The organism is Paracoccus sp. pheM1 (assembly GCF_018499825.1).
Taxonomy (GTDB): Bacteria; Pseudomonadota; Alphaproteobacteria; order Rhodobacterales; family Rhodobacteraceae; genus Paracoccus; species Paracoccus versutus.
This window is the reverse complement of the sequence record NZ_JAGXCX010000001.1, coordinates 856174-869722: the sequence shown is the minus strand read 5'-3', so window position 1 is coordinate 869722 and position 13549 is coordinate 856174. Positions and strand designations below refer to the sequence as shown.

The window sequence follows — 13549 nt, the reverse complement described above, 5'->3', positions numbered from 1 at the left end:
TTCCGCATTGCCACAAGCCGCGGCGCGCTGCCAAGCCCCTTGGCAAGGGGCCGGGCAGCGTCGGCCCAAGGCCGCCTCAGGCGGCCAGCAATTCGTCGGCCGGGCCGAAGAACTCGTAATGGATGCGGTCCGCGGGCACGCCCGCCAGCGACAAGGCCGCCACCGCCGCGCGCAGGAAGGGGCGCGGGCCGCAGATATAGTAATCCGCCGCCTCCGAGGGGGTATTGGCCAGCAGCCATTCCTCGGTGATCAGCCCGGCATGGTCGTAGTCGCGGCCCGCGACCTCGTCCGCCAGCGGCGTCTGGTGGAAATCGGTGACGGTGATCTGCGGCCGCCGCTTGGCCAGCGCGCGGACATGGGCGCGCATCGCATGGGTGTCGCGGTCGTGGGTGCCGTGGATGTAATGCACCGGCACCGGCGCATCCGATTGCACCAGCGCCTCCAGCATGGCGACCATGGGCGTCAGCCCCACGCCCCCCGACAGCAGCACCACCGGCCGCTCGGGCCGGTCGGGCAGGAAGAACTCGCCCGCGGGGGCCGCGACCTTCAGCACCGTGCCCGGCCTTTGCTGGTGCAGCCAGCCCGAGACCAGCCCCTGCGGCTCGCGCTTGACCGAGATGCGATAGGTCTGGCCGTTCGCCGCGGCCGAGATCGAATAGTTGCGCTTGGCCGGGGCATGGCCGGGGATCTCCAGCCAGAAGGTCAGGTATTGGCCCGGCTTGTGCGCCATCACCGGCCCGCCATCGACCGGGCGCAGGATGAACGAGGCGATGGTGCTGCTTTCGCGGATCACCTCGTCGATGCGGAAGTCGCGCCAGCCGTTCCAGCCGCCCTCGACCGCCAGCTGCTCGTCATAGATCCGCCGTTCGCGCGCGATCAGGATATTGGCAAGGAACCAATAGGCCTCGCCCCAGGCATCCAGCACCTCGTCGGTGGCCGCATCGCCCAGCACCGCCTGGATGGCGCCCAGAAGCGCCTCGGCGACATGGGGGTAATGTTCGGGCAGGATCTGCAGGCCGACATGTTTCTGGGCGATGCGCTCGACCGCGGGAACCAGCGCCGTCACGTTGTCGATATTGTTGGCATAGGCCAGGATCGCCCCGGTCAGCGCGCGTGGCTGCGATTCCGAACCGCCCTGGTGCGTCTGGTTGAACAGGTCGCGGATGTCCGGGTTCTGGAACATGCGCGCATACATTTCGCGAATGATGTCAAGGCCATGCGCCTCAAGCGCGGGGACGGTGGCTTTGACCAGGGCGATGGTCTGCGCGCTCAGCGGCTGCGGCATTCGGCTTCTCCTGCAAGGGGGCGCGGCAGGGGATCGGCCGCGACTCAAAACATGTATCGCGGATACATGTATCTTTGCCGCCAGAAACATGCAATCAGGATACATGTTTTATCGGAGCCTGCGATGCGCCTGACGCGCTATACCGATTATGCCATGCGCGTGCTGCTGTATCTGGGCCGCGAGCCCGAGCGGCTCTGCTCGATCGGCGAGATCGCGCAGGCCTATGGCATTTCGCAAAACCACCTGATGAAGGTCATCAACGACCTGGTGCATGCCGGCTTCCTGGCCAGCCTGCGCGGGCGCAACGGCGGCATCCGCCTGGCCCGTCCGCCGGCCGAGATCAACATCGGCGCGCTGGTCCGCCATACCGAGGACGATTTCGACCTGGTCGGCTGCGGCACCTGCATCATCGCGCCGGCCTGCGGGCTGACCTCGGTGCTGGACGAGGCGATGGCGGGGTTCATGGCGGTGCTGGACGGCTACAGCCTGGCCGATGTGCTGGCGCGGCGGCCGGATTTCTCGCATCTGCTGCACCCGGTCGCGGCGCGCGAACCGGCACGGTCCTGACCCGGATCAGCCGTCCGGCCCGGTATCCCTTTCGCGGAATGCCCAGTCCTGGAACGCCTGGGCGTTCTCGGCCAGGTCGGCGGGCTGCGGATCGTTGGCCAGCAGGTAGTAGCCATAGTTCTCCAGCACCGTGACCGGGGACAGCTGCACCAGCCGGCCGCTGTCCAGGTCGTCGCGGATCATCGCCAGCGGGCATAGCGCCACCCCCTGCCCGGCCAGGGCGGCGGCGCGTAGCAAGTTGAAATCCTCGAACACCGGCCCGGCCTCGTCCGGGCCGATGCCCTCGCCCATCCGCGACAGCCAGGCGCGCCAGGCGGATGTGTCGGTGTCGTGCAGCAGCCCCGCGGCCCTGATCCCGGCGGCCGAGGGCGGCGCCTCGCCCAAGCCGGACAGCAGCGAGGGGTTGCAGACCGGCGCGCTTTCGCCGGGCAGGAAGGCCAGCACCCGCACCCCCGGCAGGACCGGCGGGCCATCCGAGAAGACGAAGGCGAAATGCGTGCTGCGAAAGTCGATCTCTTGCCCGTGCATGGCATAGACCACGCGCAGCGCCAGGTCGGGATGCGCCTGCCGAAAGCGCGAAAGCCGCGGGATCAGCCAGCAGATCGCGACCGAGGGGATGGCGGCGATCACCAGCGGCTGCGCGCCGCCGGCCATGCGCACCCGCTTGCAGGCCGCCTCGATCTCGGCCAGCGACAGGCTCAGCGTGCGCGCCAGCTCCTGCCCGCGCGGCAGGAGGCGCGGCCGCGGCCCCGAGCGGTCGAACAGCGCAACCCCCAGGAATTCCTCGAGATGGCGGACCTGGTGGCTGACCGCCGACTGGGTGACGAACAGCGCCTTCGCTGCCTCCTTGAAGCTTTTCAGCCGGGCGACGGCCTCGAAGGCACGCAGGGCATTGAGCGGCAGAAGCGACATGGGAAGCGACCCGCAACGGTTGAGATTTTCTCAATCGAAGCATGAGAAACGGTCTTTTGACAAGACCCCTTGCACGCCCGATCCTGACGCCATCCGAACCCCCAAAGAACAAAGAGGACATCCCATGCAACGCGACAGGCTTCAAAGTTTCGTCGGCAATGGCGAGAAGGCGGCCCCGACCTTCTCGGCCACGGAAATGCAGCGCCGCCAGGACGCGATCCGCGCGCATATGGCGCAGGCGGGCGTCGATGCGGCGCTGTTCACCTCGTATCACAACATCAACTATTACGCGGATTTCCTCTATTGCCAGTTCGGCCGCCGCTATGGGCTGGTGATCGACCATGACAAGGCGACGACGATCAGCGCCGGCATCGACGGCGGCCAGCCCTGGCGGCGCAGCTTCGGCGGCAACGTCACCTATACCGACTGGCAGAAGGACAATTATTTTCATGCCCTGCGCCAGCTTGCCGGCAGCGCCAAGCGCATCGGCATCGAGTTCGACCATGTGAACATCGACCTGCTCGACCTGCTGAAGGCGGAATTTCCCGGCGTCGCGTTCGTCGACATCGCCGCCCCCGCCATGCGGCTGCGCATGATCAAGTCGGCCGAGGAGATCGCCCATATCACCGAGATGGCCCGCATCGCCGATGTCGGCGGCGCGGCCTGCGTCGAAGCGACCGCCGTCGGCGTGCCCGAGCACGAGGTGGCGCTGCATTCCACCGCCGCCATGGTGCGCGAGATCGCCAAGACCTGGCCGCATGCCGAGCTGCTGGACACCTGGACCTGGTTCCAGTCCGGCGTGAACACCGACGGCGCCCACAACCCGGTGACGAGCCGCAAGATCCAGCGCGGCGACATCCTGTCGCTGAACTGCTTCCCCATGGTCGCGGGCTATTACGTCGCGCTGGAGCGCACGCTCTTCGCCGAGGAGGCCAGCGACGAACACATCCGGCTGTGGGAGTTCAACTGCAAGGTCCATGACCGCGGCAAGGAACTGCTGGTGCCGGGCAAGAAATGCTCGGAGATCGCGGCCGAGTTGAACGAGATGTATGCGGCCGAGAACCTGCTGCAATACCGCAGCTTCGGCTATGGCCACAGCTTCGGGGTGCTCTGCCACTATTACGGCCGCGAGGCGGGGCTGGAACTGCGCGAGGATTGCGAGACGGTGCTGGAGCCCTGCATGGTCGTCTCGATGGAGCCGATGATCACCATCCCCGAGAACATGCCCGGCGCCGGCGGCTATCGCGAGCATGACATCCTGGTGATCGAGGAAGGTGGGAACCGCAACATCACCGGCTTCCCCTATGGACCCGAGCATCTGATCGTCAAGGGCAAGGCCAAGGCCGCCTGACCCCCCGCCGCCCGCCGGACCACCCGGCGGGCGGATCGCGTAACGGCGGTTCCGACCGCCGCCACCGGCCCGCATCCCCCGCGGGCCGGGCCGAAAGGTCATTGCCGGCAGAGGAGGCCGGCAGGAACACCCAAGGGAGGGTAATCAATGTCCAATCCAACGCTCGCCGCGGCGGCCGGCATGCCGCAGGATGCGGCGCCGGACGCCGAGGTCTCGCGCGATGTCGTCAGGAAGGTGCTGGGCGCCAGCTTCGTCGGCAATTTCGTCGAATGGTTCGACTATGCCTCATACGGCTATTTCGCCACCGTCATCGCCCATGCCTTCTTCCCCGAGATCGCGCCGACCAGCGCGCTGCTGGCGACCTTCGCGGTCTTCGCCATCTCGTTCATCATCCGCCCGGTCGGCGGCATCATCTGGGGCGCGATCGGCGACCGGGTCGGGCGGCGCACGGCGCTGTCCTGGTCGATCCTGATCATGTCGGGCGCCACCACCGTCATCGCGCTGCTGCCGTCCTATCACCAGATCGGCCTGCTGGCGCCGGTGCTTCTGCTGCTGGTGCGCATGGTGCAGGGCTTTTCCGCCGCGGGCGAATATGCCGGCGCCACCTCGTTCATCGCCGAATATTCGCCGACCCACCGCCGCGGCCTTTACACCAGCATCGTGCCGGCCTCGACCGCCGCGGGGCTGCTGGCCGGCTCGCTGATGTCGGCGGGGCTCTTCGCCTTCCTGGACGAGGCGCAGATGCAAAGCTTCGGCTGGCGCATCCCCTTCCTGCTGGCGCTGCCGCTGGGCTTCATCGGCCTTTATATCCGGCTGCGGCTGGAGGATACGCCGAAATTCCGCGAGCTGGAAAAGACCCATCACGTCGAGGCCACCCCGGTGCGCGAGCTGTTTCGCAACCATCGCCGGCAGATCGCCATCGCCTTCGGCGTCACCTGCCTCAACGCCGTGGGCTTCTACCTGATCCTCAGCTACATGCCCACCTATCTCTCGACCGAGATGGGCATGGGCAAGGCGCAGGCCTTCCTGGCCACCAGCATCTCGCTGGCCAGCTACATCTTCCTGATCTTCCTGATGGGCATGCTGTCGGACCGGCTGGGGCGCAAGACGGCGCTGATCACCGCCTCGGTGCTGTTCATGGCACTGACCGTGCCGCTGTTCAGCATGCTCGACGGCGCGAGCTTCCTCACCATCGTGCTGATCCAGATCGCCTTCGGCGCGCTGCTGACCATCAACGACGGCACCCTGCCCTGCTTCCTGTCCGAGATCTTTCCGACCCGCGTGCGCTATTCCGGCTTCGCCTTCAGCTTCAACGCGGCGAATGCGCTGTTCGGCGGCACCGCGCCCTTCGTCGCGACCTGGCTGATCAGCGTGACCGGCAGCAAGCTGGCGCCGGCCTGGTACCTGGTCGGCGCCGCCGCGCTGGCGCTGGTCGCCATGCTGATGGCGCGCGAGACCGCCGGCAAGCCGCTGGAGGACTGATCGCGTAAGGTCAAAGGCAAGGCCCAGGGGGCCGGCCGCCGGCGATCCGCCGCGGCCGGCCCCTAGGATTCGACCGCGGGCAGGAAGGTGCCCTTCAGCCCCAGGATATGGTCATGCACCCGCCGCCCCGCCGGCGACAGCGCCATGTCCTCGCGCCGGATCAGGAACCAGTTGCGCTGGATCGGCAGCCCCTCGGCCTTCAGCGCCACCAGCCGGCCGGCGCGCAATTCCTCGGTCACGGTATGCTGCGAGATCAGCGCAATGCCCAGCCCGGCGATCACCGCCTGCTTGATGGTCTCGTTCGTGCCCATCTCGACCATGCGCCAGGGCGTGCCGTCGCCGATCCGGTCCAGGAAGCGCGTCATCAGGATCCGCGTGCCCGAGCCCGGCTCGCGCGCCAGATAGGTTTCGGCCAGCAGATCCCGCGGCGTCGCCGGATCGGCTGTGGCCAGCCGGTGATCGGGGGGCGCGACGATGATATGGGGATGCGGGCCGATGGGCTCGGCCACCACCGCCGGGTTGCGCGGCGGCCGGCCCATGATCGCCAGGTCCAGCGCGCGCGAGGTCAGCCACTGGATCACCGCGTCGCGGTTGCCGATGCGCAGCGTCACCTCGACCTCGGGCAGCGCGCGGCGCAGGTCGGCGACAAGGCGCGGCGCGAAATACTTGCCGGTCGAGACCACCCCCAGCGAGACGTTGCCGGTATGGCCGCTTTGCAGCGCCGCCACCCGCCGCGCGCAGGTTTCCAGGGCGATGGCGATCTGCGCCTCGGCCTCCAGCACCGTCCGCCCCTCCTCGGTGGCAAGGAAGGCGCCATGCTCGCCGCGGATCACCATGGGCGCGCCCATCAGGTCTTCCAGCGCGCGCAGCTGGCTGTGGATCGCGGGCGGGCTGAGGCTGAGCTGCCCCGCGGCGCCCGTCAGAGAACCGCTGTCGATCACCGCGCGCAGCACGCGCAGCTGGCGCAGGGTAATGGCACTGATCCGCTTCATTCAGAATTTCCGAAATACTTTTTTGCATTATTAAATGTTCCTTAAAATCTGGACATGTCAACAAGAAGACGGGACGCGCCAGAGGAGGGGCAGATGACCGCCGAGACAATCCAGACCGACCGCATTCCCGAGGAGCTTCGGCCCGTGATGCAGGCGATGGCCGAGGCCGGCGCCCGGCTTGCCGCGATCATCCGCCGGGGCGGCGACCTTGCCTCGCCGGTCGGGACCAATGCGGATGGCGACGGGCAAAAGGCGCTGGACGTGATGGCGGACGACCTGTTCCGCCAGGCACTGGCCGGCGCGGGGGTGCGCTGGCTCGCCTCCGAGGAACAGGACGAGGCCGTGGCGCTGGACCCCGCGGGGCGCCTGGCCGTCGCCATCGACCCGCTGGACGGTTCTTCGAACATCGACACCAATGTCTCGATAGGCACGATCTTTTCGATCTACCCCGCCGAGGCGACGGCCGAGGCCAGCTTCCTGCGCCCGGCGCGCCAGCAGATCGCCGGCGGCTATATCATCTACGGCCCGCGCTGCGCCATGATGGTGACGTTCGGCGACGGCGTGCAGCATTACGCGCTGGACCCCGACAGCGACGGCTTCCGGCTGGTCATGGCCCGGCAGGAGATGCCCGAAAGCGCCCTGGAATTCGCCATCAACGCCTCGAACTACCGGCATTGGCCGCAGCCGATCCGGGCCTATATCGACGATTGCCTGGCCGGCAGCGACGGCCCGCGGGAACAGAACTTCAACATGCGCTGGATCGCCTCGCTGGTGGCGGAAACCCATCGCATCCTGATCCGGGGCGGCGTGTTCCTGTATCCGGGCGACGCGCGCAAGGGCTACGGCTCGGGCCGGCTGCGCATGCTCTACGAATGCGCGCCCATCGCCTTTCTGGTCGAACAGGCCGGCGGCCGCGCCACCAACGGGCTGGTCCCGATCCTCGACCAGGGCGCAGCGAGCCTGCACCAGCGCACGCCCTTCGTCTTCGGCTCGGCCGAGAAGGTCGCCCGCATCGCCGCCTATCACGAACTGCCCGAGACCGAGGTTTCGGCGCTGTTCGGCCATCGCGGCCTGTTCCGGGCCTGATCTGGAAAAAGAAGGGACACCATGAGCAAGAAACACCCGATCATCTCTGTCACCGGCTCGTCGGGCGCAGGCACCACCACGATCAAGAACACCTTCGACCAGATCTTCCGCCGCGAAAGCATCACCGCCGTCAGCATCGAGGGCGACGCCTTCCACCGCTTCGACCGCGCGGCGATGAAGGCGGAACTGACGCGCCGGACCGAGACGGGCGACCACACCTTCAGCCATTTCAGCATCGAGGCCAACGAGCTGGAGCGCCTTGAGCAGGTGTTCCGCCACTACGGCGAGACCGGCACCGGCCAGACCCGGCATTACGTCCACGACGACCGCGAGGCCGAGAAATACGGCACGCCCCCCGGCCAGTTCACCGCGTGGGAGGATTTCGCCCCCGACTCGGACCTGCTGTTCTACGAGGGGCTGCATGGCGCGGTCAGGTCGGACGGCATCGACATCGCCGGCCAGGCCGACCTGAAGATCGGCGTGGTGCCGGTCATCAACCTGGAGTGGATCCAGAAGATCCACCGCGACAAGGCCAGCCGCGGCTATTCGACCGAGGCCGTGACCGACGTGATCCTGCGCCGGATGCATGCCTATGTGCATGTGATCTGCCCGCAGTTCACCGAAACCGACATCAACTTCCAGCGCGTGCCGGTGGTGGACACCTCGGACCCGTTCATCGCGCGCTGGATCCCCACCGCGGACGAAAGCCTGGTGGTGATCCGCTTCAAGAACCCGCGCGGCATCGATTTTCCCTATCTGACCTCGATGATCCAGGGCTCGTGGATGAGCCGCGCCAATTCCATCGTCATTCCGGGGCCGAAGCTGGACCTCGCCATGCAGCTGATCCTGACGCCGATGATCCTGCGCCTGGTCAACGAATCGAAGCGCGCCTGAAGGGAGGGAAGAACATGAACCAGATGGCAAGGATCGACACCGGCATGGAGGCGCAGATGGCCAATGCCATCCGTGCGCTGGCGATGGATGCGGTCGAGGCGGCGAAATCCGGCCACCCCGGCGCGCCCATGGGCATGGCCGACGTCGCCGCGGTGCTGTTCAACCGCTTCATGAAGATCGACCCGGCGGATGCCGCATGGCCCGACCGCGACCGTTTCGTGATGTCGGCCGGCCATGGCTCGATGCTGGTCTATGCGATCAACCACATGCTGGGCTATGACGACATGGACATGGACCAGCTGCGGAATTTCCGCCAGCTGGGCGCACGCACCGCCGGCCATCCCGAATATGGCCATGCCAAGGGGATCGAGACCACCACCGGCCCGCTGGGCCAGGGCATCGCCACCGCCGTCGGCATGGCGCTGGCCGAGCGGATGATGAACGCCCGCTTCGGCGACGGGCTGGTCGATCACTGGACCTATGTCATCTCGGGCGACGGCTGCCTGATGGAGGGCATCAGCCACGAGGCCATCGACTTTGCTGGCCACCAGCGGCTGGGCCGGTTGATCCTGCTGTGGGACGATAACGGCATCACCATCGACGGCCATACCGACCTGTCCACCTCGACCGACCAGCTGGGGCGCTTTGCCGCCGCGGGCTGGCATGTGCAGGCGGTGGACGGCCATGACCGCGAGGCGGTGGCCGCCGCCATCGAGGCCGCGCGCGCGGACGAGCGCCCCTCGCTCATCGCCTGCAAGACGGTGATCGGCTATGGCGCGCCGAACAAGCAGGGCAGCCACGACGTGCATGGCGCGCCGCTGGGCGCCGACGAGATCGCCGCGGCGCGCGCGCATCTGGGCTGGAGCCATCCGCCCTTCGAAATTCCCCAAGACATCCTGGACTCCTGGCGCAATGTCTCCGCGCGAGGGGCCGAGGCGCGGTCAGCATGGCAGAAGCGGCTGGAAACGTCCCCAGATCAGGGCCGTTTCAACGCCATGCTGGCCGCGCCCGATGCGGCGGCGCTGCGCAGCGCCATCCGCGACTATACCGCCAGACTGGCCGCCGACCGGCCCAAGGTGGCGACCCGCAAGGCGTCCGAGATGGCGCTGGAGGTGGTGAACGCCACGCTGCCGAACACGGTGGGCGGCTCGGCCGACCTGACCGGCTCGAACAACACCCGCAGCAAGGGCATGGTCTCGGTGACGCCGGCCGAGCGCCTGGGCCGCTATGTCCATTACGGCATCCGCGAACACGGCATGGCCGCGATCATGAACGGCATCGCGCTGCATGGCGGGCTGATCCCCTATGGCGGCACCTTCCTGGCCTTCAGCGACTATTCCCGCCCCGCCATCCGGCTGGGCGCGCTGATGGGGGTGCCGGTGATCCATGTCATGACCCATGACAGCATCGGCCTGGGCGAGGACGGCCCGACCCACCAGCCGGTCGAGCATGTCGCGGCGCTGCGGGCGATCCCGAACCTGATGGTCTTTCGCCCCGCCGATGCCGTCGAGACCGCCGAGGCCTGGGAGATCGCGCTGACCGCGCCCGCCACGCCCTCGGTCCTGTGCCTGTCGCGCCAGAACCTGCCCGCCGTGCGGCTGGAGGCCGATGACGAGAACCTGAGCCGCCAGGGCGCCTATGTCCTGCGCGAGACCGAGGGCGCGCGCGACGTGACCCTGATCGCCACCGGCTCCGAGATCGAGATCGCGCTGGAGGCCGCCGACCTGCTGGCGGCGCAGGGCGTGCGCGCCGCCGTCGTCTCGGCCCCCTGCTTCGAGCTGTTCGCCCGGCGTCCCGAGACCGAGCGCGAGGCGGTGCTGGGCCGCGCCCCGCGCATCGCCATCGAGGCGCTGATCCGCCAGGGCTGGGACGGGCTGTTCCTGCGCCCCGGCGACGGCTTCATCGGCATGGCGGGCTTTGGCGCCTCGGCCCCTGCCCCCGCGCTTTACCGGCATTTCGGCATCTCCGCCGAACGTGCCGCCGACCTTGCCAACCAGCTTATCCAGGGAGGAAAGTGATGGCCCTCATCACGCTGCGACAGCTTCTGGACCACGCCGCCGAACATGGCTACGGCGTGCCCGCCTTCAACATCAACAACATGGAACAGGGCCTGGCCATCGTGAAGGCCGCGGCCGAGGTCGATGCCCCGGTGATCCTGCAAGCCAGCCGCGGCGCCCGCTCCTATGCCGGCGACATCATGCTGCGCCGCATGGTCGAGGCCCTGGCCGAGATGAACCCGACCATCCCGATCTGCCTGCACCAGGACCATGGCAACAACCTGGCCACCTGCATGTCGGCGATCCGCCACGGATTCACCAGCGTGATGATGGACGGCTCGCTGCACGAGGACATGAAGACGCCCGCGGATTACGACTATAACGTCGCGGTGACGGCCAAGGTGGCCGAGGCCGCCCATGCCGTCGGCGCCTCGGTCGAAGGCGAGCTGGGCGTGCTGGGCAGCCTGGAGACCGGCGAGGCCGCGGCCGAGGACGGCTCGGGCGCCGAGGGCAAGCTCGATCACAGCCAGCTGCTGACCGACCCGGACCAGGCGGTGGACTTCGTCTCGCGCACCCGCTGCGACGCGCTGGCCATCGCCTGCGGCACCAGCCATGGCGCCTACAAGTTCAGCCGCAAGCCCGATGGCGACATCCTGGCCATGCATGTGATCGAGGCGATCCACGAGCGCCTGCCCGGCACGCATCTGGTCATGCACGGCTCCAGCTCGGTGCCGCAATACCTGCAGGATCTGATCAACGATGCCGGCGGCGCGATGCCGCAGACCTATGGCGTCCCGGTCGAGGAAATCGAGCGCGGCATCCGCCACGGCGTGCGCAAGGTGAACATCGACACCGACTGCCGCATGGCGATGACCGGGCAGTTCCGCAAGATCGCCCGCGACAAGCCCGAAGAATTCGATCCGCGCAAGTTCATGATCCCGGCCATGAAGGAGCTGACGGCGCTGTGCCGCGACCGCTTCGAGCGTTTCGGCACCGCGGGCCACGCCAGCAAGATCAGGGTCATCCCGATGGACGAGATGGCCAAACGCTATGCGTCGGGGGCGCTGGACCCGGCAATCACTGGCGCGAAAGCCGCCTGAGGAGGAGGAAGCCCGATGAACGAGATGAGCAAGTCCGAAATCACGGACAAGAAAAAGCGCTACGCCGCCGGCGTGCTGAAATACGCCCAGATGGGCTATTGGGACGGCGACTACCAGCCCAAGGACACCGATGTGCTGGCGCTGTTCCGCATCACCCCGCAAGAGGGCGTGGACCCGATCGAGGCGGCGGCGGCCGTGGCCGGCGAAAGCTCGACCGCGACCTGGACCGTGGTCTGGACCGACCGGCTGACCGCCTGCGACCAGTATCGCGCGAAAGCCTATAAGGTCGAGCCGGTGCCGGGCACGCCGGGGCAGTATTTCTGCTATGTCGCCTATGACCTGATCCTGTTCGAGGAAGGCTCGATCGCCAACGTCACCGCCTCGATCATCGGCAACGTCTTCAGCTTCAAGCCGCTGAAGGCCGCGCGGCTCGAGGACATGCGCTTTCCGGTCGCCTACATGAAGACCTTCGCCGGCCCGCCCACCGGCATCGTGGTCGAGCGCGAGCGCCTGGACAAGTTCGGCCGCCCGCTCCTGGGCGCCACCACCAAGCCCAAGCTGGGCCTGTCGGGCAAGAACTACGGCCGCGTGGTCTACGAGGGGCTCAAGGGCGGGCTCGACTTCATGAAGGACGACGAGAACATCAACTCGCAGCCCTTCATGCATTGGCGCGACCGCTTCCTCTACTGCATGGAGGCGGTGAACAAGGCCACCGCCGCCACCGGCGAGACCAAGGGCCATTACCTCAACATCACCGCCGGCACGATGGAAGAGATGTATCGCCGCGCGGAACTGGCCAAGGAGCTGGGCTCTGTCATCGTCATGGTGGACCTGATCGTCGGCTGGACCGCGATCCAGTCGATCAGCAACTGGTGCCGGCAGAACGACATGATCCTGCACATGCACCGCGCCGGCCACGGCACCTATACCCGGCAGAAGAACCACGGCATCAGCTTCCGCGTCATCGCCAAGTGGCTGCGCATGGCCGGGGTCGATCACCTGCATACCGGCACCGCCGTCGGCAAGCTGGAAGGCGACCCGATGACCGTGCAGGGCTATTACAACGTCTGCCGCGAGACGGTGAACGCGGTGGACCTGCCGCGCGGCATCTTCTTCGAGCAGGACTGGGCCAACCTGAAAAAGGTGATGCCGGTCGCCTCGGGCGGCATCCATGCCGGGCAGATGCACCAGCTGCTGGACCTGTTCGGCGACGACGTGGTGCTGCAATTCGGCGGCGGCACCATCGGCCACCCGATGGGCATCCAGGCCGGCGCGACCGCGAACCGCGTGGCGCTGGAGGCCATGGTTCTGGCGCGCAACGAGGGCGTCGATATCGCCAATGAGGGCCCGGAAGTCCTGCGCAAGGCCGCCAAATGGTGCAAGCCCTTGGAAGCGGCGCTGGATACCTGGGGCAACATCACCTTCAACTATACCTCGACCGACACCTCGGACTTCGTTCCGACCGCGTCCGTCAGCTAAGGGAGAGATCAGATGCGTATCACTCAGGGCTGCTTTTCCTTCCTGCCCGACCTGACCGACGAGCAGATCCGCGACCAGGTGGAATACATCCTGTCGCGCGACTGGGCGGTCGGGATCGAATGGACCTCCGAGCCCCATCCCCGCAACACCTATTGGGAGATGTGGGGCAACCCGATGTTCGACCTCAAGGACGCCAAGGGCGTGATGATGGAGCTGGACGACTGCCGCAAGGCGCATGGCGACAAGTATATCCGCATCAACGCCTTCGACAGCACGCGCGGATGGGAGACGGTGATGATGTCCTTCATCGTCAACCGCCCGGAAAACGAGCCGAGCTTCAAGACCTGGCGCATGGAGGCCGATGGCCGCCATATCCGCTATACCCACGAGATGATCGGCTGACG

At 67.2% G+C, this 13549-nt stretch carries 12 protein-coding genes; 9 read left to right on the top strand and 3 right to left on the bottom strand.

The features are described from left to right. Positions 1–76: 76 nt before the first annotated feature. Positions 77–1285 (bottom strand): NO-inducible flavohemoprotein, encoded by a 1209-nt coding sequence (gene hmpA, locus KF941_RS04325; RefSeq protein WP_116222626.1) that lies wholly within the window; start codon positions 1283–1285, stop codon positions 77–79. A gap of 123 nt (positions 1286–1408) precedes the next feature. Between hmpA and KF941_RS04320 the strand changes: the two genes are divergently transcribed. Further along, the gene (locus KF941_RS04320) at positions 1409–1852 is read left to right on the top strand and encodes an Rrf2 family transcriptional regulator (protein ID WP_036757642.1); all 444 of its coding nucleotides are present in this window, start codon (positions 1409–1411) and stop codon (positions 1850–1852) included. Positions 1853–1858: 6 nt separating this feature from the next. Here the strand turns inward: KF941_RS04320 and KF941_RS04315 are convergent, their stop codons facing one another. Beyond that, positions 1859–2764, bottom strand: a complete 906-nt coding sequence (locus KF941_RS04315; RefSeq protein ID WP_214272634.1) for a LysR substrate-binding domain-containing protein — start codon at positions 2762–2764, stop codon at positions 1859–1861. A 124-nt stretch (positions 2765–2888) separates the two neighbouring features. On the opposite strand from KF941_RS04315, the gene KF941_RS04310 reads away from it, so the two are divergent. Continuing rightward, on the top strand, positions 2889–4115 hold the full coding sequence (locus KF941_RS04310; RefSeq protein ID WP_214272633.1) for an aminopeptidase P family protein: 1227 nt from the start codon (positions 2889–2891) through the stop codon (positions 4113–4115). A gap of 147 nt (positions 4116–4262) precedes the next feature. Beyond that, entirely contained in the window at positions 4263–5597 is a 1335-nt protein-coding gene (locus KF941_RS04305) for an MFS transporter (RefSeq protein WP_036757645.1), read from the top strand. A gap of 62 nt (positions 5598–5659) precedes the next feature. Here KF941_RS04305 and KF941_RS04300 read toward each other — a convergent pair whose 3' ends face one another. Next, positions 5660–6589 carry a LysR family transcriptional regulator gene (locus KF941_RS04300; protein WP_214272632.1) on the bottom strand — a complete coding sequence of 310 codons (930 nt, stop codon included), beginning with the start codon at positions 6587–6589 and terminating at the stop codon, positions 5660–5662. Positions 6590–6682: 93 nt separating this feature from the next. Here KF941_RS04300 and KF941_RS04295 point away from each other — a divergent pair, with 93 nt between their 5' ends. Genes KF941_RS04295 through KF941_RS04270 form a run of 6 tightly spaced genes read left to right on the top strand, consistent with a single transcriptional unit; the run spans position 6683 to position 13547 of the window. Continuing rightward, entirely contained in the window at positions 6683–7675 is a 993-nt protein-coding gene (locus KF941_RS04295; protein WP_214272631.1) for a class 1 fructose-bisphosphatase, read from the top strand. Between the two features lie 21 nt (positions 7676–7696). Next, positions 7697–8569: a phosphoribulokinase gene (locus KF941_RS04290; RefSeq protein ID WP_036757648.1), complete on the top strand. Its 873-nt coding sequence runs from the start codon at positions 7697–7699 to the stop codon at positions 8567–8569. Positions 8570–8583: 14 nt separating this feature from the next. Continuing rightward, positions 8584–10587, top strand: coding sequence for a transketolase (gene tkt / locus KF941_RS04285; protein ID WP_214272630.1), 2004 nt, complete (start codon positions 8584–8586; stop codon positions 10585–10587). Continuing rightward, the gene (gene fba, locus KF941_RS04280; protein ID WP_036757649.1) at positions 10587–11666 is read left to right on the top strand and encodes a class II fructose-bisphosphate aldolase; all 1080 of its coding nucleotides are present in this window, start codon (positions 10587–10589) and stop codon (positions 11664–11666) included. Before tkt ends, fba begins: the two co-directional genes overlap by 1 nt. Before the next feature lie 15 nt (positions 11667–11681). Then, positions 11682–13145, top strand: coding sequence for a form I ribulose bisphosphate carboxylase large subunit (locus KF941_RS04275; RefSeq protein ID WP_036757650.1), 1464 nt, complete (start codon positions 11682–11684; stop codon positions 13143–13145). A gap of 12 nt (positions 13146–13157) precedes the next feature. Continuing rightward, complete coding sequence (locus KF941_RS04270; RefSeq protein WP_036757651.1) at positions 13158–13547, top strand: ribulose bisphosphate carboxylase small subunit; 390 nt, start codon at positions 13158–13160, stop codon at positions 13545–13547. Positions 13548–13549 lie beyond the last annotated feature (2 nt).

Coding starts and splice junctions, on each gene's coding strand:
- KF941_RS04320 (WP_036757642.1), top strand. CDS start 1,409: ATGCGCCTGACGCGCTATACCGATTATGCCATGCGCGTGCTGCTGTAT.
- hmpA (WP_116222626.1), bottom strand. CDS start 1,285: ATGCCGCAGCCGCTGAGCGCGCAGACCATCGCCCTGGTCAAAGCCACC.
- fba (WP_036757649.1), top strand. CDS start 10,587: ATGGCCCTCATCACGCTGCGACAGCTTCTGGACCACGCCGCCGAACAT.
- KF941_RS04290 (WP_036757648.1), top strand. CDS start 7,697: ATGAGCAAGAAACACCCGATCATCTCTGTCACCGGCTCGTCGGGCGCA.
- KF941_RS04315 (WP_214272634.1), bottom strand. CDS start 2,764: ATGTCGCTTCTGCCGCTCAATGCCCTGCGTGCCTTCGAGGCCGTCGCC.
- KF941_RS04295 (WP_214272631.1), top strand. CDS start 6,683: ATGACCGCCGAGACAATCCAGACCGACCGCATTCCCGAGGAGCTTCGG.
- KF941_RS04270 (WP_036757651.1), top strand. CDS start 13,158: ATGCGTATCACTCAGGGCTGCTTTTCCTTCCTGCCCGACCTGACCGAC.
- tkt (WP_214272630.1), top strand. CDS start 8,584: ATGAACCAGATGGCAAGGATCGACACCGGCATGGAGGCGCAGATGGCC.
- KF941_RS04275 (WP_036757650.1), top strand. CDS start 11,682: ATGAACGAGATGAGCAAGTCCGAAATCACGGACAAGAAAAAGCGCTAC.
- KF941_RS04300 (WP_214272632.1), bottom strand. CDS start 6,589: ATGAAGCGGATCAGTGCCATTACCCTGCGCCAGCTGCGCGTGCTGCGC.
- KF941_RS04310 (WP_214272633.1), top strand. CDS start 2,889: ATGCAACGCGACAGGCTTCAAAGTTTCGTCGGCAATGGCGAGAAGGCG.
- KF941_RS04305 (WP_036757645.1), top strand. CDS start 4,263: ATGTCCAATCCAACGCTCGCCGCGGCGGCCGGCATGCCGCAGGATGCG.